We start from the raw sequence: 23,504 nt of genomic DNA on the forward strand, positions 1-23,504 counted from the left end.
CACCGCACCGCACCGCACCGCACCGCACCGCACCGCACCGCACCGCACCGCACCGCACCGCACCGCACCGCACCGCACCGCACCGCACCGCACCGAGCATCCTCACACGGCACCATCATCACACGCGGCAACGCCACCGTTCCTCAGCGCACGTCCTGGCCCCGCCGCGGCCAACCCACCGGCACGTCGACGGCGCCGGTTGAAGTCGCTGCTCCCTGGGGGCATCACCGCGCGGGCGCGGGGTCACGGGCGGTGACGGGGCTGCTCCTCAGCGGGGCGGGGTGCTGGCGCGCAGTACCACCTCGACCGGGATGTCCACGGTCCCGGAGTCGGTGCGGGACAGGGCGGTCTCCAGGGCGCGGCGGCCGATGGCGCGCAGCGGTACCCGGACCGAGGTCAACGCCGGGTGCACGTGCGCCGCCGCGTCGATGTCGTCGAAGCCGGCCACCGCCAGCTCCGCGCCGGGCTCCACGCCGGCCGCGCGCAGGCCCGTCATCGCGCCGATCGCCATCACGTCGTTGACCACGAAGGCGGCCTCGACGCCGGAGCGGGCCAGCTCGGCCAGGCGGGTCGCGGCGGCATGGCCACCGGAGCGGGTGAAGTCGGCCGGTACTGACGCGACGCCGTCGGCGGTGCCGCCCGCATCCCGTAAACCCTGGAGGAAGCCGGTGCGGCGCTCGTGCGAGGTGCGGATCGTCTCGTCGGCGTGGACGATGGCGTAGCGGCGGTACCCCCGCCGAAACAACTCGATCGCGAGCCGCCGCGCGCCACCGAAATTGTCGATGGCCAAGGTGGGGAACGGCAGGTCGGCCTGGCTGATCAGGGCCACCCGGCCGCCCGCCCGCCGGTATGCCGCCAGCTCCTCGGTCAGGGAGTCGCGGGTCCCGGAGCCGTCGATCCGGCTGCCGGCGACGAGGATGGCGCGGGGGCGGTGGCCGCGCAGCGCCCGGACGATCTGCAGCTCCAGGCCGGGCGAACGGTCGGCGACGGCCATGGTCACGATCAGCCCGGCGTCCTCGGCGGCGTCGATCACGCCACCGGCGATCTCGGAGAAGTAGGGGTCGTCGACGTCGCTGACGACGAGCGCGATGGTACTGGTGGATCCGCGCGCGATCGCCTGTGCCGGCCGGTTGGGGGCGTAGCCGAGCCGGTCGGCGGCGGCCCGGACGCGCTCGGCGTTCTCCGGCCGGACGTTGCGCTCGCTGCCGTTGAGCGCCCGCGACGCCGTGGCGTAGGAGACCCCGGCCGCACGGGCCACGTCGTGCAGGGTCACCGGTCCGCGCCGGGCAGCACCATCATCCACCTGCCCATTCTGAACCATCCTCGACGCCGCCCGCTCGCGCGGAATACGTTTTCCCGCATCGCACCCCGTGCGAGCGCCACGACCCGGCCCGCGATTCGAGAGAACCCATGCGCCTGCAACTCCTCCTCACGGGCGCGGCCGCCGCCGTGCTGACCCTCCCCGCCGCCACCGCATCCGCCGAGCCCGCCGCGAACGCGGAAACCACCGCGAACGTCAACACCACCACGAACGTCAACGCCACCGGGAACGCGGCGGCCACCACGAACGCCGTAACCACCGCGAACGCCACCAGCCCGACCTCCGACACCACCGCGAACGCCGAGGCCACCGGCACCACCTACTACCTCGACGCCCAGGCCGGCGACGACACCGCCGACGGCCAGGCCGGACACCCGTGGCGCACCCTCGACAAGGTCGCGGACACCGAGTTCCACCCCGGCGACACCCTGCTCCTGCACGCCGGCCAGACCTGAGACCGGCCAGCTCTGGCCCAAGGGCTCGGGCGCCGCCGGTGCCGGTGCCCCGTGTCGATCGACCGCTACGGCGACGGCGCCATGCCGAGGATCGCGGCGGCCGGCGCGGCCGATGACGCGGTGCGGCTGTTCAACCAGGAGTACTGGACGATCCGCGACCTGGACGTCAGCAACGCGGCGCCGGCCGGGTCGACGGCGGGCGCGAACCTGCGCCAGGGCATCGGCTCGCTGCCGGACGACGCCGCCCTGCTGAACCTGACCACCGACCACGGCCCGCCGGCCGCCCGGCCCGACGGCGCGTACACATTGGACGGTCCGGCGACCACGCGGACGGTAACCGTTACACCGGAAACACGCAGCAGGTTCGCCACCGCGGCCGGCGCGACCGTGACCGTCGCCGACACCCCGACCGATGTGCCGGTCACGGTCACCGCCGAGGACGGCACCAGGCGGACGAACCACCGGCTGATCCGCCGCCTGGCACCGTCGGACGGCGCCGCCACCGCCCCGGCCGAGGGGGTGCTGTCGAGCACGAGCGGCCGGGCGACGGGCCTGCACGACGGGGACTACACGGTGTCGCTGACCGCCGCGACGCCTTCGGCCCAGCACGCGTCCACAGTGGTCAGCGGGCGGGCGCCGGGGACGTACACCTACGAGGCGGAGCTGGTGAACGCGGCCGGTGCCACCCGATCGGCGGCGATCATCGTGGAGGTTCGATGACCCTTGACTGATCCGGGGCGGGGGCGCGAAGCTTGCCGGGTACAGCATCCCCCGGGGGGACACCGCCATGACCACCGGTAACGTCGCCGGCCGGACCGTGACCAGCCGTGTGCTGAGCCTGCTCGGCGCGTTCAACGGCGAGCACCGGCGGCTGAGCCTGTCCCAGATCAGCCGCCGGGCCGGCATGCCGCTCGCGACGACGCACCGGCTCGTGGGCGAGCTCGCGGCGTGGGGCGCCCTGGAACGCGACGCCGACGGGCGGTACCAGATCGGGCTCCGGCTCTTCGAAGTCGCAGCGCTCGCCCCCCGCGGCCTCGGCCTGCGCGAGGCCGCGATGCCCTACCTCGAGGACCTCTACGAGGCCACGCACCAGCACGTACAGCTGGCGGTGCTGGAGGGGTCCGACGTCGTGTACGTCGAGCGGATCTCCGGCCGCGCCGCCCTCGTCGTGCGCAGCCGGGTCGGCGGCCGGCTCCCCGCCCACGCCACCGGGGTCGGCCTGGTCCTGCTCGCGCACGCGCCGCGGGCGGTCGTCGAGGAGTACCTCGCCCGCCCGCTCGTCGCCTTCACCCCGTTGACGATCGCCGACCCGGAGCGGCTGCGCACCACCCTGGCCAAGGTCCGCCGGGCCGGGCACGCGGTGAGCGACCGCCAGGTCCAGATGGACGCCGTCTCCGTGGCCGCGCCGGTGCGCGACGTGGAGGGCCGGGTCGTCGCGGCCCTGTCGGTGATCGTGCCGTTCGACGGATTGCAGCCTTCCGCGTTGGTACCGGCTGTGGTCACCGCGGCCTGCGGCATCTCCCGCACCCTGCTCCGTTCAGCCGCCGCGTAGCTCCTGGATGTTTCTGTAACAAGCCCCGCTGCTCGCTGTTGCAGCGCAGCGCAGCTCATGCCTCTGCATGTTGCCGTCACACGGGCCGAGCCGCACGCAGGCCGAGCGCAACGCGCCTCAGCGCGGAGCCGGCACGGCGCGAAGCCGTGCGGTGCGGCGCGAAGCCGTGCGGTGCGGCGCGAAGCCGTGCGGTGCGGCGCGAAGCCGTGCGGTGCGGCGCGAAGCCGTGCGGTGCGGTGCGGATCAGCCGAGGTGGCGGGCGAGTTCTTCCAGACGGCTCCGGCGCCGTCCTCGGCGTTCACCTGGCGATGGTGACCTGGTGGCCGGCTTCCTGCAGGCGCACTCGGAGGCAGGTGCAGGGAGCGAGGTCTTCGCGGCTGCCGATGGCCATGATCGCGACTCGCACCATGCAACCATCATCAGCCCCACTTCAACGTATATCGCTACGGAGGGCTTGTGGCAAGACCCCCACAAGCGGCCAGACTGCCCGTGTGCTGCTGCTTTCGACAATCGGTTCGCGCGGCGACGTCCAGCCGCTGGTCGCCCTCGCCTTGAGTCTGCGCGCTCACGGCACTGACGCGTGTTTCTGCGTGCCGCCGGATTTCCGGTCCTGGATCGAGGACCTCGGCTTCGCCGTCACCCCGATCGGCCCGTCGCTGCGGTCGACGGCCGCCGTCGGTACCGCCCGCCCGACCCCGGATCAGCTCGCCGCGCTGGCCCGCCGGTCGGTCGCGGACCAGTTCGCGGCCGTGCGCGCCGCCGCTGCGGGCTGCGACGCGATCGTGGGTGCCACGGCCCTGCAGATCGCCGCGCCGTCGGTGGCGGAGATGCTCAAAATCCCATACCGCTTCCTGGTGTACTGCCCGATCGTGCTCCCCCCGCCGTCGCACTCGCCGGCCGTCCAGATCCCGCGGCCCACGAATGCGATGTTCGGCGCGCCGCTCAACGAACACCGGGCCACGCTGGGCCTGCCACCAATCGAGGACGTGCAGAACCATGTGCTGACCGCCGACCCCTGGCTCGCCTGCGATCCGGTGCTGGGGCCGGGCCCTTCCGGCACCTGGCAGCCGGGGGCATTCGTGGTGCCCGACGAGCGACCGCTGGCGCCGGAGCTGGAACAGTTCCTGGCCGCGGGTACCGCACCGGTGTACTTCGGGCTCGGCAGCATCCGCTCCCCGTCCGCCGACCTGGGTTTCACGATGCTGGCCGCGGCCCGCGCGGTGGGTCGGCGCGCGGTCATCAGCAGCGGCTGGACCGGCTTGAGCGCCGGCGACGGGCCCGACTGCATCACGATCGGTGAGGTCAACCAGCGGGCTTTGTTCCCGCGGGTGGCGGCGGTGGTGCATCACGGCGGCGCCGGTACCACAACGGCCGCGGCCCTCGCCGGCGTGCCGCAGGTGGTGCTGCCGCAGGTGTACGACCAGCCGTACTGGGCCGCCCGCGTCACCGAGCTCGGCGTAGGCGTCAGCGTCAGCGACGGCGGCGGTGGCGGTGGCGATGACGGCGGCGGGCTGGGTGTTGGTGTTGGTGTTGCAGTGACGGCTGACTCGCTGGCGGCGGCGTTGGAGCAAGCGCTGGAACCCGGTCGACAGGTTGCCGCCCGCGCGCTCGCGCCGCAGATCCGCACGGACGGTGCGGATCTGGCGGCGCGACGATTGCGGGAACTGTTTCAGTGACGTGCGGCGGCTTTCATGTGACGTGCCGCGGCTTCCAACGACCGGCCGCGGCTTTCAGTGACCGGCCGCGGTTTCAGTGGCCGGCTGCCGCGTAGGCGGCGAACTGGTCGATCAGGCTCTGCGGCGCGTCCTCGCGGAAGCAGATCTCCAGGTTGGCCGCGGCTTCGCGAGCCGCCTCCTCACTGCGCGGGAAGAGCTCGGTCTCGTACGCCGTGATCGCCGCCTCCACGTCGCCCGGGTTCGCCGCGATCGCCAGGCCGAACTTCGCCCCGTCGAACATCGCCAGGTTGGCCCCCTCCCCGGCGAACGGCGACATCAGGTGGGCGGCGTCGCCGAGCAGGGTCACGCCCGGCACCCGGTCCCAGCGCAGCCCGGCCGGCAGCACGTTGATGGTCCGCGGCGCGAGGGGTCCGTCGAACTCGGTGATCAGCGAGACGAGCCGCGGCGACCAGCCCTCGAACTGCTCGGCGAGGAGCGGCTTGAGGTCCGCTGTTCCCGCGTTCGCCGCCCAGTTTTCGGGTGCTTTGAGGGCGACATAGATGTGCAGGCTGCCGTCTGTTTCACGGTGCGCGAGGAACCCTTTGCCGGGCCCGAGCGCGAACAGCATCCCGGCCCCGACGATCTCGGCCGCGTCCGGGTGCCGCGTGTCGGCGTCGAGGAGGTCGATGTCGAAGAACGTGATGCCGGCGTACGCGGGGCGGGCGTCGGTCAGCAGCGGGCGTACCCGTGACCAGGCTCCGTCGCCCCCGACCAGCAGATCGGTGGTCGCCGTGGACCCGTCGGCGAAGGCCAGCTCGTGCCGGCCGCCACCGGTCGCGGTCACGCCGGTGACCTTGCTGCCCCACCGCACGGCCCCGTCGGGCAGCGAGTCGAGCAGCATCTCGCGTAGGTGTCCCCGATCGACCTCGGGCCGCCCCCGCCCGCCGTCGTCGGCTTCGTCGACGAGGACGTTGGCGTGCCGGTCGAGGATCCGCATCGCCTCGCCACCCGGGTGGATGATCGCCTGGAACTGTTCCATCAGCCCGGCGTCGGCCAGCGCGACCTGCCCGTTGTAGTCATGGATGTCGAGCATTCCCCCTTGGGTACGCGCAGTCGCCGACGCGTCCAGCTCGTACACGGTCGCCGCGATCCCGTGCACGTGCAACACCCGCGCCAACGTCAACCCGCCGAGCCCACCCCCGACGATCCCGATCCGCACCTGCTGCTCCATGACGCCTCCTCAATCAAACATCTCTTAGCACTGACGAACGCGTTCGTGACGAACACGTTTCACATAGGCACACGAATGCGCCCTTCTCACCGGACAAAGCCTTTACGGCCGCGCCACGGTTCTCTTTACAGCCGCGCCGCGATCGCCATTACGCCCGCGCCGCCGTTCCCCCTCTTCGGCCGCGCCACGATTCATGCCGCGGCCGCACCGCCGTTCCCCCTCCCGGCCGCGCCGCGATTCATGCCGCGGCCGCTCCGCCGTCCACCCTTTACGGCCGCGCCGCGATTCCGTCCAGCAGCGCGTCGAAGGCGAACCGGTGCCGCTCCTCCCCGGTCCCGGAGAACAGTTCGTCCCGGACCCGGTCGATGTTCGGGTACTCCGCGGGGATCGCCTCCCGGACCGCCATCTCCTGCAGGTCGACCTCCCCGGCGGCGTCAGGGGACTCGTCCCGGGTCCCATGCTCGGCCGCCGTGGCCGTGGCCAGCTGCACCAGCAGGTCGACTCCCCACGCGGCCGAGCGCACCGGCACTCCCCCGGCCAGCAGGTAACCCAGCAGCAGGTCGACGAACCGCAGGTAGTTGGGCCCGGACGGCCGCAGCGTGAGCACGGACCGGGCCAGACTGGGCTGCCTGTGCAGGATTCGCGTGTATCCGGACAGCAGCTCCATGACCGCCTCCCGCCACGCCGTCTCCTCCCGCGGCAGCTCGAGCCCGAACAGCAGCTCGTCGAGGAGTGCACCGTGCAGCTCGGCCGTGCTCTGGATGTACACGTAAAGCGAGGCCGGCCCCGTGTCCAGCTCCGAAGCGAGCCGCCGCATGGTGACCCGCTCCAGCCCTTCGTCCACCATGATCTGCAGCGCCACCGAGATCAGCCCCTTCCGGCTCAGGGCCGCCTTGGCGGGGCGATCACGCCGGCTGACCGGCACGCGACGAGGACTCATGAACACGATCGTAACGAACGCGTTCGTCAACCGCCACCACCGCACCATGTGTTCCAGATCCCAACGGCGACAGACGACGGCAGCGAGCGACGGGCACCGGCAACCGAACGGGCGATTGGGCAACCGGCAACCGGCAACCGGCTAAGGGCAGGAGCGGAGGGCAACGCGAGCAATGGGCACCAACGCCGACACCTCCATTCCCGCTCCAGACCGGGGCAGCGGGCGAATGCGACTACAGGCGCGCGCTCGAGGCCGACGGCGGTTGCAGGGCCCACTCCACCGTGACGGTCACGGAAAGCCGCTCCCGGCCGGGCTCGAGCGGTACCGGCATCGGCGCCGGCGCGCCCGCCCCCGACCGGTAGTCGAACCCACCCGAGACCGGGTCGGCGAGCGGCACCTCGCTCACCGTGAGAACACGCCCGAGCGACCGGCCGGCCTCGTGGGCGTACAGCTCAGCCTTGGCCCGCGCGTCGGCGAACGCCAGCTTGCGCGCCTGGGCGAGGAGTGCCGTGTCGTCATCGATCGAGTACCACACCCCGTTGAGCCGCGCCGCGTCCCCGCCGGCCGCGATCGTCTCGGACAGGATCGTCCCGGCTCGCGGCAGGTTCCGGATGGTGGCGGTGATCCCCTGACCGACCGTGTACCCGGTGATCCCCCCGTCGTCGTCCCGCTGCGACCCGACGCTGACGTTCAACGTCTGCAGGTCGGCCTTGGCGATCCCGGCGTGCAGCAGCGCATCCCGCATCTTCGTAGCGGCAGCGGTGGCGCGGCTCATGGCCTCGTCGACCGCGGCCCCGCTGGTCTCGACCGCGAAGTCGGCGGTGAGGACGTCCGGCTCACCGGAGACCTCTCCCGTACCGGTGACCAGCACACTGTCCGCGGACGGCTCCGCGGCCGCGGCGGCGACAACTGGCGAGGCCGCCGCCGAGGCGACACCTGGCGAGGCCGCCGCCGAGGCGACACCTGGCGAGGCCGCCGCCGAGGCGACATCTGCCGAGGCCGCCGCCGAGGCGACCGCCGGCCCCCCGCCGAGCAGCGACGATGAGAGCGCGACAAGGGTGGTCAGCGCGACAAGGACAGGAGCGGCAGCACGCGATCGGGACATTGCTCACCTTCGGGTCGTATTACCCCCCATTCAACCCGCAGAACCCGACCTGAGCTGGCATATCGCAACAAAAAGGCCGAGCAACATCGCACAACGAGGCCGAGCGACATCGCACAACGGCGCCGAGCAACATCGCACAACGAGGCCGAGCGACATCGCACAACGGCGCCGAGCAACATCGCACAACGAGGCCGAGCGACATCGCGCAAAAGCCAGCAACATCGCGCAAAAGAAGGCCGAGCAACATCCCGGCAAAGGGTTCGAGCAACATCCCGGCAAAGAAGTCGAGCAACGGCGCGGTAAAAAGGTCGAGCAACGGCGCGGCGAAAGGCGCATGACACAGGACGGCGGGTGTGGTGAGCCCCAGCACCACACCCGCCGCGTCTCTGGGTTACTCCGCGTTACTCCGCGACGACCCGCCCGGTCTCCGCGCAGATCCGGCCCGGGTGCAGGCCCCGCGCGCGCAGGTCGGCGAGAATGCGGGGCACCGCCGCGACCGTCGCCGGTGACGTCTCGTGCAACAGCAGGATCCCGCCGTCGGTCAGCCCCGCGGACGCGGCGACGATCTCGTCCTCGGTCGCACCGGCCCAGTCGCGGGAGTCGACGTCCCACAGCACCTCGGTCAGGCCGAGCCGGGCGGCGACGGAACGCACGATCGGACCGGTCGCGCCGTACGGCGGCCGGAACAACCTGGGCGACGTTCCAGCGAGTTTCTGTAACAGGGCCTGCGTGCGCAGCATTTCAGCGCGAGCCCGGGGCGCGGTCAGGCGCGTGAGGTCGGGGTGGGACCAGCTGTGGTTGCCGATCCACATGCCGGCGTCGCGGGCCGAGCGCAGCAGCCGCGGGTAGGCGCGGGCGTTGCGGCCGATGGTGAACAGCGTGGCCCGGGCCCCGCCGCGGCGCAGCGCGGCCACCAACGCGGCGGTGCTGCGCGGGTCGGGGCCGTCGTCGAACGTCAGGGCCACATAGCCGGTCACGAAAACGCCCGGGGGCGGACAAGTCCGAACCAAGCCGTGCCGCGGAGCCGGGCCATGACCACCCCAGGGTTTCGAAATATTCGGCCACCTACCGGAAATGTTTCCTCACGGTACGACCGCCACCGACGTCCGTCAATGCCTAGGCAAACCCGGCCGCACCGGCCCGCGAGCGTGCACACGGACAGCCCGCAAGCGCAAACACGAACGGCCCGCGAGCATGCACACGGACAGCCCGCAAGCGCAAACACGAACGGCCCGCGAGCATGCACGCGGACAGCCCGCAAGCGCAAACACGAACGGCCCGCGAGCATGCACGCGGGCGGCCCAGGAGCGCGGATGATCGGGCCTATGATTCGAGCATGACCGATGCGAACGCCCAGGAAGAGGCCCCGGGCAAGGGGGTCCGGCGCCCCCGCGGGTCGGTGACCGTCGCGACCATCGCCCGGCTGGCCGGGGTATCGCCCCCGACGGTCTCGAAAGTTCTGAACGGTCGCTCCGGCATCGCCGTCGACACCCGGGAGCGGGTCGAGGCGCTGCTGCGCGAGCACGGGTACCGCCGCACCGACGCCACCAGCGCGATGCCGATCGTCGAGGTCGCCTTCTCGGGCCTGGAGAGCCACCTCGCGGTCGAGATCATGCGCGGGGTCGAGGAGGTCGTGCGCGACCGTGGCCTGACCGTCGGCTTCACCGACCTGCAGGGACGCGCGCCGCGGGCCGGGCGCCGGACGGCCGACCTGCTGCTGTCGCGCCGCCCGACGGGCGTGATCGCGGTCCACTCGGCCTATCGCGGGCAGTACTATCAGCAGCTCACGGCGAGCGGCGTGCCCCTCGTGGTGCTCGACCCGACCGGCGAGCCCGTGCACGACACGCCCTCCGTCGGCACGACGAACTGGAGCGGCGGCATCGCGGCCGCGCGGCACCTGATCGACCTCGGCCACCGGCGCATCGGCGTCATCACCGGGCCCGCGCAGTTCATGTGCTCGCGGGCCCGGCTGGAAGCGGCCCGGGCCGCCCTCGAGACCGCCGGCCTGCCCCTGGACCCGAGCCTGGTGCGCAGCGGGCTGTTCACGTTCGCCGACGGCACGGAGCTCGGCGGGCAGCTCCTCGCGGCGCCGGACCGGCCGACGGCGATCCTGTGCGGCGACGACCTGCAGGCGCTCGGCGTCTACGAGGCGGCCCGGCGGGCAGGGCTGCGGGTGCCGGAGGACCTGAGCGTCGTCGGGTTCGACGACGTCGAGGTCGCGCGCTGGTGCGGGCCGCCCTTGACAACGGTGCGGCAGCCGTTCTCCGGCATGGGGCGGGCCGCCGCCGAGATGGTGTTGCGGCTGGCCGCGGGGCAGCCGGTGGAGCCGCCGCGGGTGGAGCTGGCGACGTCGCTCGTCATCCGGGAGAGCACCGCGCCGCCCCGCTCGCGGTGAAACTTTCCCGAAAGTTTGCCGCACGATTCCGGAAAGTGCCGATGGGTTCCCAAGTCGGATCTTCGGGTACGGTGTCCGCATTCCGGGGCAAGGCGACTTGGAGGTGGGCGGGTGGCCCAACGGCCGTCCGGGCGCGGCGAGACCTACGGGGGGCAGACCCGTGAGGAACGAGCCGCGGACCGGCGCGAACGGCTGGTGGCGGCGGCGGTGCAACTGTTCGCGGCGCGGGAGTACGACGACGTGACCGTCGCTGACGTGTGCAGTCTCGCCCGCGTCTCCAAGCGGTACTTCTACGACCACTTCGCCGACCGCGAGGCGCTCGTCCTCGCCCTGCACCGCGAGGTCAACGGCTGGCTGCTGACGCGGATCGCCGCATCCGCGCCGAAACAGGCGGACAGTCTCGACGGGGCACTGCGCCCCATGCTGGCGACGCTGGTGCGGCTGCTGGCCGAACATCCGCAGCGGGCCCGCATCATCTACATCAACGCACCGCGCATGGAACTGCGCCGGCGCGGGGTGCTGCGCGAGGAGGCCGACCTGTTCGGCAAGCTGCTGGCTCCCCTGGCACCGGCGCTGCGCGCGGACGCGGTGCGGTACAAGCGAACGATCCTGGCTCTGATCGCCGGCATCAGCGAGGTCCTCATCGACTGGGTCTGGCACGACATGACCGACCCGGCCGAGCCACTGGTCGAGCACCTGACCGGCCTGTGCGTCGCCCTGCTACGAAGTTGAAACGCATCAATAAGGCGGCATCGGTACTCCTCAATCGCGCGACCGGCAAACGCGGCACCTGAACCACACGACAATCCCGCGACGTTAAGTCAACACCGGTTTACAAGCTCGGGCGGGCAGGTACGGTGATCCGATGACCGCCACACCGGCCCGCCGCCGGGACGCCACCCGGACCCGCGCGCTGCTGCTGCAGACCGCGCGCCGCCGGTTCGCGCGGGACGGATACAGCTCCACGACCCTGCGCGACATCGCCGACGAGGCCGGCGTCAACGTGGCGCTGATCGCGCGATACTTCGAGTCGAAGGAGGGCCTGTTCGAGGCCTGCCTCACCGCGGCGGTCGACGAGATCAAGCGCGAGACCGGCGACGCGCAGCTGTCCGAGGTACACCTCATCATCGCCGACCAGGCCGCCCGGATCGGCGAAGGCGGACCCCCGAGCCAGCTGATGCTGCTGCTGCGCTCCTCCGGCGACGAGCGCGCCGACGAGATCCGCCGCGGTGTCCTGCGCAACTCGGCCGAGCGCCTGGCCGCCGCGGCCGGTCACCACCCGGGCGACGACGACACGCTGCTGCGGGCCCAGGTCGTGCTGGCCGCGTCGCTGGGCATCGTCCTGCTGCGCTCGGTCGGCGCCATGGAACCGTTACAGACGGCCGATCGCGACACCCTCGCCGGCCCGCTGCGCGATCTGGTGGCGGCCCTGCTCCCGGCCCGCGATGAGCCGAAGCGAAGCCGCGGAAGCGACGGACCGTAGGTCCCGGGACGGCAGGGGCCTTTGGTCCCGCGGGTTGGGTAGGTTCGGCACCGGTGCGCGACCCCTCTGCGGCGCGAAGCTATTGGCGTAGACAGCAGAGCACGGCACCAGGAGGCCGAGAGCCATGAGCACCCACACCAACCACGCAGCCGTCAGCCATCTCGAGCAGGTCGAGGCGCCGGGACACATGCTCACCAAGGCGGCGGCCCGGACTTTGGCGGTCCTGCGCTACGCGACCGGGTTCGTCTTCCTCTGGGCGTTCGCGGACAAGCTGTTCGGGCTCGGCTACGCCACCCCGTCGGCGCGGGCCTGGATCAACGGCGGCTCGCCCACCAAGGGCTTCCTCAACTCGGTCGACGTCGGCCCGCTGCAGGGCTTCTTCCACACCATCGCCGGCACCTGGTACGCGAACTGGTTCTTCATGCTCGGCCTGCTCGGCATCGGCATCGCCCTGATCGCCGGCGTCGGCACCCGCATCGCGGCCGTCTCCGGCGCCCTGATGATGGCCTTCATGTGGCTCGCCGAGTTCCCGATCGCGCAGCACACCGCGGCCGGCGCCCCCAGCGGCTCGTCGAACCCGCTCACCGACTACCACGTGGTCTACGCGATCGTGATGGTCGTCATCGCCCTGACCTACGCCGGGCAGACCTGGGGCCTCGGCAAGCTGTGGGCCAAGCTGCCCTTCGTCCAGCGCAACCGCTGGCTCATCTGACCACTACTCTCCCCCCATCCGACGGCCGGCTCTCCCAGGGAGCCGGCCGCCGGATGTTTGTGTCCCGGCGACCAACCGATCGTGCGCCCCGCTCGTCTGTCGGGTGTCAGGGTAGGAAGGAGACCACGTGACGAACGAACGGGACGAGCAGTTCCGCCGATACGTCCGGGAACGAAGAGCCGAGCTGGTGCGCACGGCCCGGCTGCTCACCGCCGGCGACCATCACCTCGCTGAGGATCTGGTGCAGGCCACGCTGACGAAGCTGTACGTCAAGTGGCCCAGGTACCGCCGGGCGAGCAACCCCGGTGGCTACGTGTACCGCATCATGGTCAACACGCTGACCGACGAGCGGCGGCGGCCGTCGGCCCAGCGCGAGCGACCGGCGGCGGTGCTGCCGGACGTCGTGCAGGCCGAGCCGGGCGTGGACCGCGAGTCGGTCGACGAGCTCATCGCGGCACTGCGCGGCCTCCCGCCGCGCATGCGGGCGGTGGTGGTGTTCCGGTACTTCCACGACCTGGACGTCGCGGCGACCGCGGCCGCCCTGGGCTGCAGCCAGGGCACCGTGAAGAGCCAGACGGCCCGCGCGTTGGAACTGTTGCGCGCGAGCCTCGTCCCGGTCGGCACCCGGCCCTGACCGGCCACATCATCAGACACAAGGGGCACCGATGACATTCGATCTGCACGACCGACTCGACCGCCTCGCCGGTCCCGCGGCCCCGCCCGGGCCGGACGCCGTCGAGGCCGACGTGACCCGCGCCCGGGCCGCGCTGCGCCGCCACCGCTTCAGCCGCATCGGCGCAGCGTCTGGGGTGGCCGCGCTCGTCCTCACCGCGGCGCTCGTGGTGCCGGGGCTGGGCCGCCACGACCCGGTGGGACCACCGGCGGGCGGCGGCGCGGCGACAGTACACCTGGTGGCCTATGCAGGCTCGCAGCCGGCGGGCTTCACGATCGACCAGGTCCCGCAGGGCTGGGAGGTCCAGGGCGTCGACCGGGACGGCCTCACCCTCGCCCCGATCGGCCTGGCCGACAAGGACCCGAACTCGTTCGAAGGCAAGATCACCATCATGGCGCAGCGCGGCGTCCCCGACGGCGTCGGCAAGCAGCCGGTCACCGTCCAGGGCCGCCCGGCGGTGCTGGCGACGATGCAGGGCGACTCGAAGCCGTCGACGCTGTTCATCAAGCAGGACAACGGGGTGTACCTGGTCATCCAGGTCTGGCCCTCGCTGGGGTGGAGCGGCACCGACATCGTCAGCTTCGGCAACGGCATCCACATGGAACCCGGCGCACTGACGACGGCGGGCTGAGCACGAGCGGCCGGCCCGGGTGAGCCCGGGCCGGCCGTATAGCCAGCGTTACCCCGCAACGTCGCCCTGGCGTTGTGTTCCACACCGCCCGCACACGTCAGGCTGATGGCGTGCGCAGACTCATCGCCCTCGCCGCGGCCCTCATCGCCGCGTTCGTGCTCGCCCCGGGCCCCCTCGCGGCCATCGGTTCGGACGGCCGGTACGCCGACCACGGCCGGTTCACGGCGGCGCTGCGCCAGGCGTTCACCGGCTACTGGCAGACCGGCGACCGCGGCCCCGACCTGGACCGGATGGTCGACTTCTGGCTCCGCTACCACGTGGTCAAGGGCGCCGTCGCCGCCCTGATCCTGGCCGTGCTCGTCGCGCTCGGTCTCCGCCTGGCCCGGTCGTTCCTGGGCGGCCGCCACCGCGTCGCCGGCGCGGCCGGTCTGGCGGGCGTCACCGCGCTCGGGCTCCTCGCGCTGGTCACGGTGGCCGCCAACATCCAGGGCGCCGTCGCACCGCTGTCCTCGCTGCTGCCGATGGTGATCGAGCCCGGCCCGCTCGCCGGCGCCCCGCGTCCGGCCGTGCTCAGCACGCTGGTCACCGACTTCGGCCGCTACCACGAGGCCATGGCCGTCATCGCCGCCCTCGCCGCGATCCTCCTGATCTGCGCCGGCATCGCCCTGTGGCGCCGTTTCGCGCGCACGACGGCGTCCGAGCGGCCGGCGCGGTGGCTGCTCGGCGCGCTCGGCACCGTCGCCGCGTTCACCGCACTGGCCGTCCTGGCCGTCGCGGTGGCCAACCTGACGACCGCGGCCGACCCGGCCCCGGCGCTGCAGGCCTTCTTCAACGGCAGTTGGTGAGACCCTCAGCGGCCCAGCCAGCCGCCGTCCACGGGCAGGACGGTGCCGTGGACGTACCGGGACGCGTCCGAGCACAGGAACACCAGGGCGCCGGCCAGGTCCTGCGGAGTGCCCCAGCGGCCGGCCGGGATGCGGTCCGAGATAGCGGCGAAGCGGGCCGGGTCGGCGCGCAGCGGGGCGGTGTTGTCGGTCTCGATGTAGCCCGGCGCGATGGCGTTGACGTTGACGCCGTGCCCGGCCCACTCGTTGGCGAGGGCCTTCGTCAGCCCGACGACCGCGTGCTTCGACGCGGCATACGACGCGACGCCCAGGCCGCCCTGGAAGGACAGCATCGACGCCACGTTGACGATGTGCCCGCCGCCCGCGGCCAGCATCCGGCGGCCCGCGGCCCGGCTCAGGTGGAACACGGCGTCGAGGTTGACGGTCAGGACGTCGTCCCAGTCGGCCGCGCTCATCTCGGCGGACGGGGCCCGGCGGATGATGCCGGCGTTGTTCACCAGGATGTCGAGGCGGTCCAGCGAGCCCACGGCCGCGGCCAGGGCGGCGGCGTCGGCGGTGGCCAGGTCGCACTCGATGAACCCGGCCGCGCCCGGCGGCCGGGTCCGGCCGAGCACGACCACGTCGGCGCCGGCCTCCGTCAGGGCGGACGCGAAGCCCCGGCCGATACCGCGGTTCGCCCCCGTGACGAGCGCGGTCCGGCCGTCCAGGCGGAATGCGTCCAGGATCATCAGTGGCCCAGATCGCGCAGCATCGGCACGGCCCGGCCGACCCACGACAGGTTCACGTCCTCCAGCGCGCCCTGCGTGCGCTGTGTTCCAGCCAGGAACCAGAGATAGTAGGTGGTGTACCCGGGCGCGCTCACGACCGTGTGGTAGCCCTCCGGCATCATGTGCACCCCATGGTCGCGGGCCGTGAAGTTCTCCTCGTAGCCCTCGTCGGTGTACATGCGGCAGATGCCGAAGCCGTCGGACGGGTTGACGCGGAAGTAGTACATCTCCTCGTGCTGCGCCTCGCCGGGTAGGTTGTCGTGCTTGTGGCGGTGCGGCGGATACGTGCTCCAGTTCCCCGACGGCGTGTAGGTCTCCCCCACGATCAGGCGGCGGGCCGGCAGGTCCGGCTGGGCGATCTCGGTGAGGATCTGGTGGTAGGTGCGGCCGAAGTTGGCGGCGCCCCACCGTCCACTCGCGACCTTCGACGGCTCGATGACGTACGGCTCGGTGGCCAGATCGCTCGGTGCGCTCGGCAGCGCGATCTCCACCGCCGAGCCGGCCTCGATCGTGAAGCTGGTGCCGGCCGGGATGTACACCGAGTGCGGCTTGCCCGCGAAGACGTTCGCCCGGCCGCCCACGCTCGGGAACTTCTGGTCGCCGACGGTGAAGCTCGCAGTACCCCCGAGGAGCACTGCCAGCATTTCGCGGTCGCCGGACTCGCCGGAGAACGACTGTCCGGCGGTGAGTTTCAGCAACGAGAAGTCCAGCAGCGCGCACGGGTTGAACGGCAGCGCGTTGTGGCCCGGATCGGCCGGGATGTAGCAGTGGTACTTGTACTCCATCAGTGCTCCTCGGGTAGCCAGGGTGCGCTCCAGCCGGGCCGGGTCGCGCGGGTCAGGGCCTCCAGGTAGAAGTAGTCGCCCCACAGGTTGCCCTCGTCGACGCCGACGCCCTTCGGCTTGTCGTAGACCCCGTGCAGCAGCAGCGCGTTCGAGTCGTCGCCGGCCGCGTAGCCGGCGATGAGGGAGGCGAGAATCCGGTCGGCGGCCGAGCTGTAGGCCGGCTCCCCGGTCGCGGCGGCCAGCTCGTGCAGGCCGCCGACGGCGATCGCGGCGGCCGAGCTGTCCCGCTCCTCGCCGCTGCCGTCGCCGAAGATGAGGTCCCAGTAGGCGACCTCGTCGGCCGGCAGCCGGGACAGGAACCGGTCGGCGCAGCGGCGGGCCGTGTCCAGCAGCGTCCGGTCGCCGGTGTGCCGGTAGTTCAGCGTGAACCCGTAGATGCCCCAGGCCTGGCCGCGCGCCCAGCAGGAGTCGTCGGCGTTGCCCTGCTCCGTCTCGCCGCGCAGCGGGGCGCCGGTCACCGGGTCCCAGTAGAACGTGTGGAACGTGGTGCCGTCCGCGCGGATGATGTGGTCGCGCAGCTGGAACACGTGCCGGCGGGCGGCGTCGGCGTAGCGCTCGTCGCCGGTGACCCGCGTGGCCCAGAACAGCAGCGGCGTGTTCATCAGGCTGTCGATGATGGTCCGGCCCCGCTGCGCCGGGTCCTGCAGGTCGCCCCAGGCCTGGATGATCCCGGCCTGCTCATGGACCCGGGTCAGCAGGTGGTCGGCGGCGGCCAGGGCGGCCCCGCGGGCGGTCTCGTCGCCGCTGCGGCGCCACGGGACGACACACGACAGCGTGTACAGGAAACCCAGGTCGTGTGTTGCTATGTCGACCCGCCCGTGGACGCGCTCGGCGAACCCGGCGACGTGCGCCGCGGCCGCGCGCCCATACCGCTCCTCGCCGGTCAACTCGTGGGCCAGCCAGATCATCCCGGGCCAGAAGCTGGTCGTCCAGCCCACATTGGACGGTCGCAGCGGGTATCGGTCCCCGATGGTCGTGTCGTCCGGATAGTGCGGGCCGAATTCGGCCAGGTTGGCGTCGACCGTGCGCAGCGCGGCCGTGACGGCGGCACCGATGGAACGGACGTCAAGAGACGTCATGTGCTGGTTCTCCTTGTGGTTCGAGCGCGGCGCGCAGCGCGAAGCGGCTGTTGGCCCAGACGACGTACAGCAGCGGGGCGGCGGCGAGACCGAGGGCGATCGCGGGCCGCACCGTGAGCAGGGTGAGCAGGAGCGCGAGGACGGTCAGCGACAGCAGGCTCAAGGGCCAATACCGGATGCCGAGGTACAGCGAAGCCCGCGCGACATCCCGCAGCCGCGCCTCGGGCCGCTCCGCGAGGGCCGCCAGGCCGAGCAGCGCCGCCGCGACGACGAGCACCATGCCGGTGACCAGGATCGGGATCGCGACCGCGCCGACGGGCCGGCCCCAGGCCGCGCGGGCGTCGACGCCGAGGACGACGAGCAGGGCGACGGCGGCCGCGCCGAGCCGCAGCGCCCGGCGCAGCGAGGATCGCCAGGCCCGCGCGAACGTGGCGAAGACGGCCGTCGACCGCTCAGTGCTGTAGCCGGCGAACACGGCGAACACCCCGCACAGCCCGGGCGCGGCCAGGGGCGCGACCAGGGCCAGCAACGGCCACGACCGGGCCGTGTCGGTGGTGAGGGCGACGGCCAGCACCGGCGCCGCGCCGATGATCAGCAGCAGGTTCGCGGCGAGGGTCAGGTAGGCCAGCTCGAAGATCGACCCGATCGTCTCGTGCCGCAGCCGCATCCCGCTCACCCCTTCAACCCGCTGGTGGCGAGGCCCTCGACGAAGTACCGCTGGCCGAGCAGGAAGATCACCGCGATCGGCAGGACCGACAGCACCGAGCCGGTCATGATGAGGGCGTACTCGGCGTTGTACTGGTTGATGAACGTCGACAGCCCGAGCTGGATGGTGCGCAGGTCGGGGCTGCGCAGGTAGATCAGCGGGCCCAGATAGTCGTTCCACGTGTTCACGAACGTCAGCAGCGTCAGGCTGGCCAGCGCGGGCACGGACAGGGGCAGCATGATGCGCCGGTAGATGCCGTACTCGGTCATGCCGTCCATCCGCGCGGCCTCGCTGAGCTCCTCGGGGATCGTCTCGTAGTACTGCTTCATCAGGAACACCCCGAGCGCGCTGAACGCCTGCAGCGCGACGATCGACCAGCGCGTGTCCGACAGCTCCAGCTTCGACATGAGCACGAACTGCGGCACCATGTACGACTGCCACGGCACCGCGATCGTGGCGACGTAGGCCAGGAACAGCGCGTCCCGGCCGCGGAACCGCACCTTGGCGAAGCCGTACGCGGCGAAGCTGCCGGTCAGGACCTGCAGGAGCGTCACGGTGACGGACAGGAACAGCGTGTTGCCGAGCCACGTCGTCATGTCCGACTTGCGCCAGATGTCCACGTAGTTCTGCCACACCACGGTGTCCGGGATCCAGGTGATCGGGACGGTGTAGACCTCGTTGTTGTGTTTCAGTGAGGACAGCAGCATCCAAAAGAACGGCAGCAGCAGCCCGGCGGCGGCGGCGATCAGCACGAGGTAGCCCAGCGCCCGCCAGAACGGGCCGACCCGCCGGGCGCCGCCCGCTCCGGGCTCGCCGAAGCCGCCGCGGTCGAGCCGTGGCACGTCAAGCAGGGTTGTCATGACGCCCTCCGCTTGTTGACGGCGAACTGCACGAGGGTGATGAGCAGGCAGATGGCGAAGAGCACGACCGAGATCGCGGAGGCGTAGCCGAACTGGTTCTCCAGGAAGCCCTTCTGCCAGATGTACTGCGACAGCACCAGCGTCGACTGGCCCGGGCCGCCGTTGGTCAGCAGCAGGATCAGGTCGAAGACCTTGAAGCTGCCGATGGTGAGCATGACGATGACGAAGAACGTGGTCGGGCGCAGGCCCGGGATCGTCACCGCGCGGAAGCGCTGCCAGGCGTTGGCGCCGTCGATCCGGGCGGCCTCGTAGAGCTGTGTCGGCACGGTCTGCAGGCCGGCCAGGAAGATGAGCATGTAGTACCCCATCTCGCGCCAGGTCCCCACGACGATGACGGCCGGCATCGACCAGTCCGACGACACCGTCCACCCCGGCGGGTGGTCGGCGCCGAGGGCCCGCAGCAGCGCGTTGATCGGCCCGTACTCGGGGCTGAACAGCATGTTCCAGACCTGCGCGATGGCCACGATCGAGGTGATGTAGGGGAAGAACGCGACGGTACGGAAGAACGCGATGCCGCGCAGCCGCCGGTTGAGCAGCAAAGCCAGGCCGAGCGCGGCGCCGGCCGTGAGCGGGATGTGGAACACGGTGTAGACGACCGTGTTCCACAGCGCCGTCCAGAAGCTGTCGTCGTGCCACATCTGCGTGAAGTTGGCGAAGCCGACCCACTCAGCGACGCCGAAGATGTTCCAGTCGGTGAACGCGTAGTAGAACAGCGTCACCACCGGCACGAGCGTCAGCAGGGCGAAGCCGATGAAGTTCGGCAGGATGAACGACCAGCCGATCAGCGCGTTGCGCACGGCGGGCCGGACGCGCCGGCGAGGCGGCGACAGGGTTGCCATCGAAAGTCTCCCGGGGTGTGGGCCGCCGATGCGACAGGGCACCGGCGGCCCGGGGATGTGGTGCGACTACTTGTTCAGGACCTCGTTCTTGGCCCGGTCCTGGGCGGCCTTGATCGCGCTGTCGACGTCCTTGCTGCCCGACAGCACCGCCGAGTGCATGTCGTTGAGGACGTTCTGCAGCCCCGCCGTGTACTTCGAGACCGGGTTCTCCGGCCGCGTGTCGTGCGTGGCGAACGCGAACTTCGACACGTCGTCGGTCGGCATGCCCTTGAGCGCGAACAGGTCGCCCGTCACCGACGCCGTGTCGGCCGGGGTGATGCCGATGCCGGCCAGGCTCTTCGCGCCCGGCTGGCTGGCCGCGTAGGCCAGGAACGCCTTGGCCGCGGCGACCTTCTGCTTGTCGATGCCCGCGTTGATGCCGAGGCCGGTCGGGTCGCCGAAGGTGATCGGCTTCTTCGACGTGCCGGTGGTGCTGGCGTCGAACTGCGGCGCCGGCGCCATGCCCCACGCGAACGTGTCGGCGTCACCGGTTGACTGCTGTTTCAGCAGCGTCGCGATGTACCAGGTGCCCATGAGCATCATCGCGGCCGACTGCTTGCCGAACTGCGCCTGGTAGGTGAGCTTGTTGGTGGTCGCGGTGCCGAACGTCGGCTGCGCGCCGGCCGTCTGCAGGTCGAGGGAGCGGCTGTAATACGGCTTCAGGTAGCCGAAGTCGCCGCCCTCGAGCTTCGCACCGGGCGTCTGCGCGAGCGCGAAGCCCTGCACCGTCGACTGCCAGATGTGCTGGTAGTCGCCGAGCGCGTTGGAGCCGGCGCCCTTGAGCGCGGTCGTCAGCCGCTTCGACGCGGCCGCGTAGTCGTCCCAGGTCCAGGAGCCGTCGGGGTACTTGACGCCGGCCTTGTCGAACAGCGCCCGGTTGTAGAACAGCACCCACGAGTCCTGGCGGTACGGCACCGCCCACGTCTTGCCGTCGACCTGGTAGCCGGACAGGCCGCCGACCTTGTCGCCGAGCTTGCCCGCGACATCGGAGACATCGAGCAGCTGCTTGCCGGACTGGTACGTGTAGAAGTTCTTCAGGTTCTTCTGGATGTAGATGTCCGGAGCCTTCTTCGCCGCCAGGTCCGCGATCATCTGGGTGTCGTAGTTGGTGGCGTCGTACTCCTTGAGCTCGACCGTCACGTTGGGGTTGGCGGCGTGGAAGCCGTCGGCGAGGGTCTTGAACTCGGGTGTGGTGGACAGGCTCCAGCCGGCCAGGCTGAGCGTGATCGGACCGGTCGGCATGGTCTCCGGCGCGGCCTCGTCGTCTCCGCAGCCGGCCAACGTGAGCGCCAGGGCTGCGACGACGCTCAGCGTGGCGGTGAACGAGCGCTTCATCCCTTCTCCTTCAGCGTGATGGGGTGTGGGGTGTCCGTGCCGTCGGGCCAGGTGACCCGCAGCTGCAACGTTTCACCGGAGTCGTCCAGCGTCACGGTGCACTGTTTCGGCGCGGGGGTCGCACTGAGTTCCACGAGCGCGATGAGCCATCGGCCCGGGCGCACGGGGTACTCGAGCCAGGGTGTGCGGGCGGCGCCGCCGAGCGGGCCGCCGTCGGGGTGGACGGCGACGCCGCTGACCGGTGTTGCCGCCGCCGTGAGGTTCAGCAGCGTGGACACGAGCGCGTCACCGGTGACCGGCCAGCCGCCGACCCGCAGCTTCACGGCGTCCGCGGCGGGGCGTTCGACGCGGATCAGGCGGACCTCCCACGGGCCGCGGACGATCGACCAGACGGTGATGTCGCCGGCGGGCCGCGATCTCCCGGCCCGGCCGCTGCCGTGGTCGCGCTGCCCCGGCTCGGCCTCGACCCAGTGTGCGGCCGAGCGGGAACCGGCGATGCCGGCGGTACCGTCGAGGCGGATGTCCAATGTGGTCAGGCCGGCGCGGTGTGCATGGTTGCCGTCGCGGTCGACGAGGACCACGGACTGGTCGAGCGGGTCGGTCCAGCCGGCCTCGTCGAGGACCGGGGCGGTGGCGGTGGAGTAGCCGAGCCGGGCGTAGAGCGGCGAGTCGCCCTTGCCGGAGCCCTCGACGTCGTGGTCGGTGCCGTGGTTGACGACGCGCACGACACCGTCGGACCGTGTTCCGGCAACCAGCCAGCCGGGGGCCACGATCGCGCGCAGGGTGTCGCGCTCCTCGATCGGCAGCGGCTCGGCCGGGGCCGTCCACAAGGGGTCGTCGGCGGGCAGGGCGATGCCGAGCAGGCCCTTGCTCGCCCAGTACGGCGAGGCCGGCCCCGAGTACGCCTGGGCCAGCCGCGGCCAGGGCGCGTGCCAGCCGACGCTGAGCAGCCCGTCGGGGCCGGGCGCGCCGCGGTCGGCGAAGTGGCGGACGATCCGCTCGGCCGCGTGCCGCAGCCGGCCCGGCCCCAGCGACGGCACCCCGGCCAGGCCGCCGACCCAGAACGGGGCGGCCGCGGCGAAGCGGTAGATGAGGCTGCGGCCCTGCAGCAGCGGTGAGCCGTCGGCGCCGACCAGCTCGATCGCGTCGGTGAGGTAGCGGTCCAGGTCGGCCCGGTCGCGCTCGATCCGGCCGGCGGCCAGTTCCGCGGCGCCGGCCATCCGGGCCCACAGCGTCGGGTAGAGGTGCAGCGCCCAGCCGGTGTAGTGGTCGTAGGCGCGGTCGGCCCCGTCGGCGAGCCAGCCGTCGGCGCGGCGGAACGTGTCATGGGTCGCGAGATCCTCGGCGACATCGTCGGCCGACCAGGGCCCGTCGACGGAGCGCAGAAACGTTTCCACCACGAGCCGGAACCAGACCCAATTGATCCGGGGGTACGTCTTGTCGCCGACGGCCGGCGCGAGATACTCGACCACCCGTTGTCGCACGCTCAAATCGAGCCGCGACCAGAGCCAGTCCCGGGTCAGGTCCAGCATCAGGGCGATCGACGCCGCCTCGACCTTCGCCTGGCCGTGCTCCCGCAGCCGCACCCAGCGCTCGGACGAGTCCGGGTCCACGCCGTTGGCCAGGCCGGTCGAGTACCACTCGAGCAGTTCGGTCGCCACCGGACCCTCACCCCGGTCCCCCGCGATGCGGAACCCGGCGAGGAGGAAGGTCCGCGCGAACCCTTCGAGGCCGTCGACCGCACGCCCGTAACCACCCTCGGGCCCGGGCGGCGTGATCAGCGCGTGCCCGGGCGAGGCGTGCCGGCGGGCGCCCGCGAGGAGGCCGTCGGCGAACGCCGTCCAGTCCGCTCTCGACCACTCCGCCCCAGGCATGCACGGAAGTAAAACGCTCACAATCGACCATGTCAATCCCAAGAGACCCTACATATTCAAAAGTGATCTGATACGATCACGATCGCTCACACCCCTGTCGAG

The 23,504-nt window shown here is 71.6% G+C and carries 25 protein-coding genes; 12 read left to right on the forward strand and 13 right to left on the reverse strand.

Going from position 1 to position 23,504, the window contains the following annotated elements:
- Positions 1-203, forward strand: a 203-nt coding sequence (locus ACIA8L_RS55305) for a hypothetical protein (protein WP_395918184.1), incomplete at its 5' end; no start/stop codon positions are given.
- Between the two features lie 65 nt (positions 204-268).
- On the opposite strand, the gene ACIA8L_RS55310 is transcribed toward ACIA8L_RS55305, so the two are convergent.
- Positions 269-1,303 (reverse strand): LacI family DNA-binding transcriptional regulator, encoded by a 1,035-nt coding sequence (locus ACIA8L_RS55310; RefSeq protein WP_395918185.1) that lies wholly within the window; start codon positions 1,301-1,303, stop codon positions 269-271.
- 107 nt (positions 1,304-1,410) lie between these two features.
- Between ACIA8L_RS55310 and ACIA8L_RS55315 the strand changes: the two genes are divergently transcribed.
- The 4 genes from ACIA8L_RS55315 to ACIA8L_RS55330 all read left to right on the forward strand — a co-directional run bounded on the left by ACIA8L_RS55315 (position 1,411) and on the right by ACIA8L_RS55330 (position 5,004).
- On the forward strand, positions 1,411-1,776 hold the full coding sequence (locus ACIA8L_RS55315) for a hypothetical protein (RefSeq protein ID WP_395918187.1): 366 nt from the start codon (positions 1,411-1,413) through the stop codon (positions 1,774-1,776).
- A gap of 51 nt (positions 1,777-1,827) precedes the next feature.
- Positions 1,828-2,496, forward strand: coding sequence for a hypothetical protein (locus ACIA8L_RS55320; RefSeq protein WP_395918189.1), 669 nt, complete (start codon positions 1,828-1,830; stop codon positions 2,494-2,496).
- Between the two features lie 67 nt (positions 2,497-2,563).
- A complete protein-coding gene (locus ACIA8L_RS55325; protein WP_395918191.1) occupies positions 2,564-3,328 on the forward strand; it encodes an IclR family transcriptional regulator in 765 nt (254 codons plus the stop codon).
- Positions 3,329-3,819: 491 nt separating this feature from the next.
- Positions 3,820-5,004, forward strand: coding sequence for a glycosyltransferase (locus ACIA8L_RS55330; protein ID WP_395918193.1), 1,185 nt, complete (start codon positions 3,820-3,822; stop codon positions 5,002-5,004).
- A gap of 73 nt (positions 5,005-5,077) precedes the next feature.
- On the opposite strand, the gene ACIA8L_RS55335 is transcribed toward ACIA8L_RS55330, so the two are convergent.
- From ACIA8L_RS55335 to ACIA8L_RS55350, 4 genes are all read right to left on the reverse strand, one after another.
- Positions 5,078-6,214, reverse strand: a complete 1,137-nt coding sequence (locus tag ACIA8L_RS55335) for an FAD-dependent oxidoreductase (RefSeq protein WP_395918195.1) — start codon at positions 6,212-6,214, stop codon at positions 5,078-5,080.
- 268 nt (positions 6,215-6,482) lie between these two features.
- Positions 6,483-7,154, reverse strand: coding sequence for a TetR/AcrR family transcriptional regulator (locus ACIA8L_RS55340; protein WP_395918197.1), 672 nt, complete (start codon positions 7,152-7,154; stop codon positions 6,483-6,485).
- A gap of 232 nt (positions 7,155-7,386) precedes the next feature.
- The gene (locus ACIA8L_RS55345; RefSeq protein ID WP_395918199.1) at positions 7,387-8,259 is read right to left on the reverse strand and encodes an SIMPL domain-containing protein; all 873 of its coding nucleotides are present in this window, start codon (positions 8,257-8,259) and stop codon (positions 7,387-7,389) included.
- Positions 8,260-8,660: 401 nt separating this feature from the next.
- The gene (locus tag ACIA8L_RS55350; RefSeq protein ID WP_395918201.1) at positions 8,661-9,236 is read right to left on the reverse strand and encodes a polysaccharide deacetylase family protein; all 576 of its coding nucleotides are present in this window, start codon (positions 9,234-9,236) and stop codon (positions 8,661-8,663) included.
- A 359-nt stretch (positions 9,237-9,595) separates the two neighbouring features.
- Here ACIA8L_RS55350 and ACIA8L_RS55355 point away from each other — a divergent pair, with 359 nt between their 5' ends.
- From ACIA8L_RS55355 to ACIA8L_RS55385, 7 genes are all read left to right on the forward strand, one after another.
- Complete coding sequence (locus ACIA8L_RS55355) at positions 9,596-10,654, forward strand: LacI family DNA-binding transcriptional regulator (protein ID WP_395918203.1); 1,059 nt, start codon at positions 9,596-9,598, stop codon at positions 10,652-10,654.
- Positions 10,655-10,765: 111 nt separating this feature from the next.
- On the forward strand, positions 10,766-11,386 hold the full coding sequence (locus tag ACIA8L_RS55360; protein ID WP_395918205.1) for a TetR/AcrR family transcriptional regulator: 621 nt from the start codon (positions 10,766-10,768) through the stop codon (positions 11,384-11,386).
- Between the two features lie 133 nt (positions 11,387-11,519).
- Positions 11,520-12,137 carry a TetR family transcriptional regulator gene (locus ACIA8L_RS55365; protein WP_395918207.1) on the forward strand — a complete coding sequence of 206 codons (618 nt, stop codon included), beginning with the start codon at positions 11,520-11,522 and terminating at the stop codon, positions 12,135-12,137.
- Positions 12,138-12,261: 124 nt separating this feature from the next.
- Positions 12,262-12,849 (forward strand): DoxX family membrane protein, encoded by a 588-nt coding sequence (locus ACIA8L_RS55370; RefSeq protein WP_395918209.1) that lies wholly within the window; start codon positions 12,262-12,264, stop codon positions 12,847-12,849.
- Positions 12,850-12,976: 127 nt separating this feature from the next.
- Positions 12,977-13,483 carry a SigE family RNA polymerase sigma factor gene (locus ACIA8L_RS55375; RefSeq protein WP_395918211.1) on the forward strand — a complete coding sequence of 169 codons (507 nt, stop codon included), beginning with the start codon at positions 12,977-12,979 and terminating at the stop codon, positions 13,481-13,483.
- Between the two features lie 31 nt (positions 13,484-13,514).
- Positions 13,515-14,153 carry a hypothetical protein gene (locus tag ACIA8L_RS55380; RefSeq protein WP_395918214.1) on the forward strand — a complete coding sequence of 213 codons (639 nt, stop codon included), beginning with the start codon at positions 13,515-13,517 and terminating at the stop codon, positions 14,151-14,153.
- Positions 14,154-14,263: 110 nt separating this feature from the next.
- Entirely contained in the window at positions 14,264-14,998 is a 735-nt protein-coding gene (locus tag ACIA8L_RS55385) for a hypothetical protein (protein WP_395918215.1), read from the forward strand.
- Between the two features lie 5 nt (positions 14,999-15,003).
- Here the strand turns inward: ACIA8L_RS55385 and ACIA8L_RS55390 are convergent, their stop codons facing one another.
- The 8 genes from ACIA8L_RS55390 to ACIA8L_RS55425 all read right to left on the reverse strand — a co-directional run bounded on the left by ACIA8L_RS55390 (position 15,004) and on the right by ACIA8L_RS55425 (position 23,402).
- Complete coding sequence (locus ACIA8L_RS55390) at positions 15,004-15,726, reverse strand: SDR family oxidoreductase (protein WP_395918217.1); 723 nt, start codon at positions 15,724-15,726, stop codon at positions 15,004-15,006.
- Entirely contained in the window at positions 15,726-16,550 is an 825-nt protein-coding gene (gene iolB, locus ACIA8L_RS55395; protein WP_395918219.1) for a 5-deoxy-glucuronate isomerase, read from the reverse strand. Before iolB ends, ACIA8L_RS55390 begins: the two co-directional genes overlap by 1 nt.
- Complete coding sequence (locus ACIA8L_RS55400; protein ID WP_395918220.1) at positions 16,550-17,689, reverse strand: glycoside hydrolase family 88 protein; 1,140 nt, start codon at positions 17,687-17,689, stop codon at positions 16,550-16,552. Before ACIA8L_RS55400 ends, iolB begins: the two co-directional genes overlap by 1 nt.
- Positions 17,676-18,356 (reverse strand): hypothetical protein, encoded by a 681-nt coding sequence (locus ACIA8L_RS55405; RefSeq protein WP_395918222.1) that lies wholly within the window; start codon positions 18,354-18,356, stop codon positions 17,676-17,678. The genes ACIA8L_RS55400 and ACIA8L_RS55405 overlap by 14 nt, the downstream gene beginning before the upstream one ends.
- 5 nt (positions 18,357-18,361) lie before the next feature.
- Positions 18,362-19,255, reverse strand: coding sequence for a carbohydrate ABC transporter permease (locus ACIA8L_RS55410; RefSeq protein ID WP_395918223.1), 894 nt, complete (start codon positions 19,253-19,255; stop codon positions 18,362-18,364).
- On the reverse strand, positions 19,252-20,154 hold the full coding sequence (locus ACIA8L_RS55415) for a carbohydrate ABC transporter permease (RefSeq protein WP_395918225.1): 903 nt from the start codon (positions 20,152-20,154) through the stop codon (positions 19,252-19,254). The genes ACIA8L_RS55410 and ACIA8L_RS55415 overlap by 4 nt, the downstream gene beginning before the upstream one ends.
- 66 nt (positions 20,155-20,220) lie before the next feature.
- On the reverse strand, positions 20,221-21,528 hold the full coding sequence (locus ACIA8L_RS55420; protein ID WP_395918227.1) for an ABC transporter substrate-binding protein: 1,308 nt from the start codon (positions 21,526-21,528) through the stop codon (positions 20,221-20,223).
- A complete protein-coding gene (locus ACIA8L_RS55425) occupies positions 21,525-23,402 on the reverse strand; it encodes a DUF2264 domain-containing protein (RefSeq protein WP_395918229.1) in 1,878 nt (625 codons plus the stop codon). Before ACIA8L_RS55425 ends, ACIA8L_RS55420 begins: the two co-directional genes overlap by 4 nt.
- Between the last annotated feature and the right edge of the window lie 102 nt (positions 23,403-23,504).

The sequence above is a fragment of the Dactylosporangium sp. NPDC051541 genome, assembly GCF_044454505.1.
GTDB lineage: Bacteria > Actinomycetota > Actinomycetes > Mycobacteriales > Micromonosporaceae > Dactylosporangium.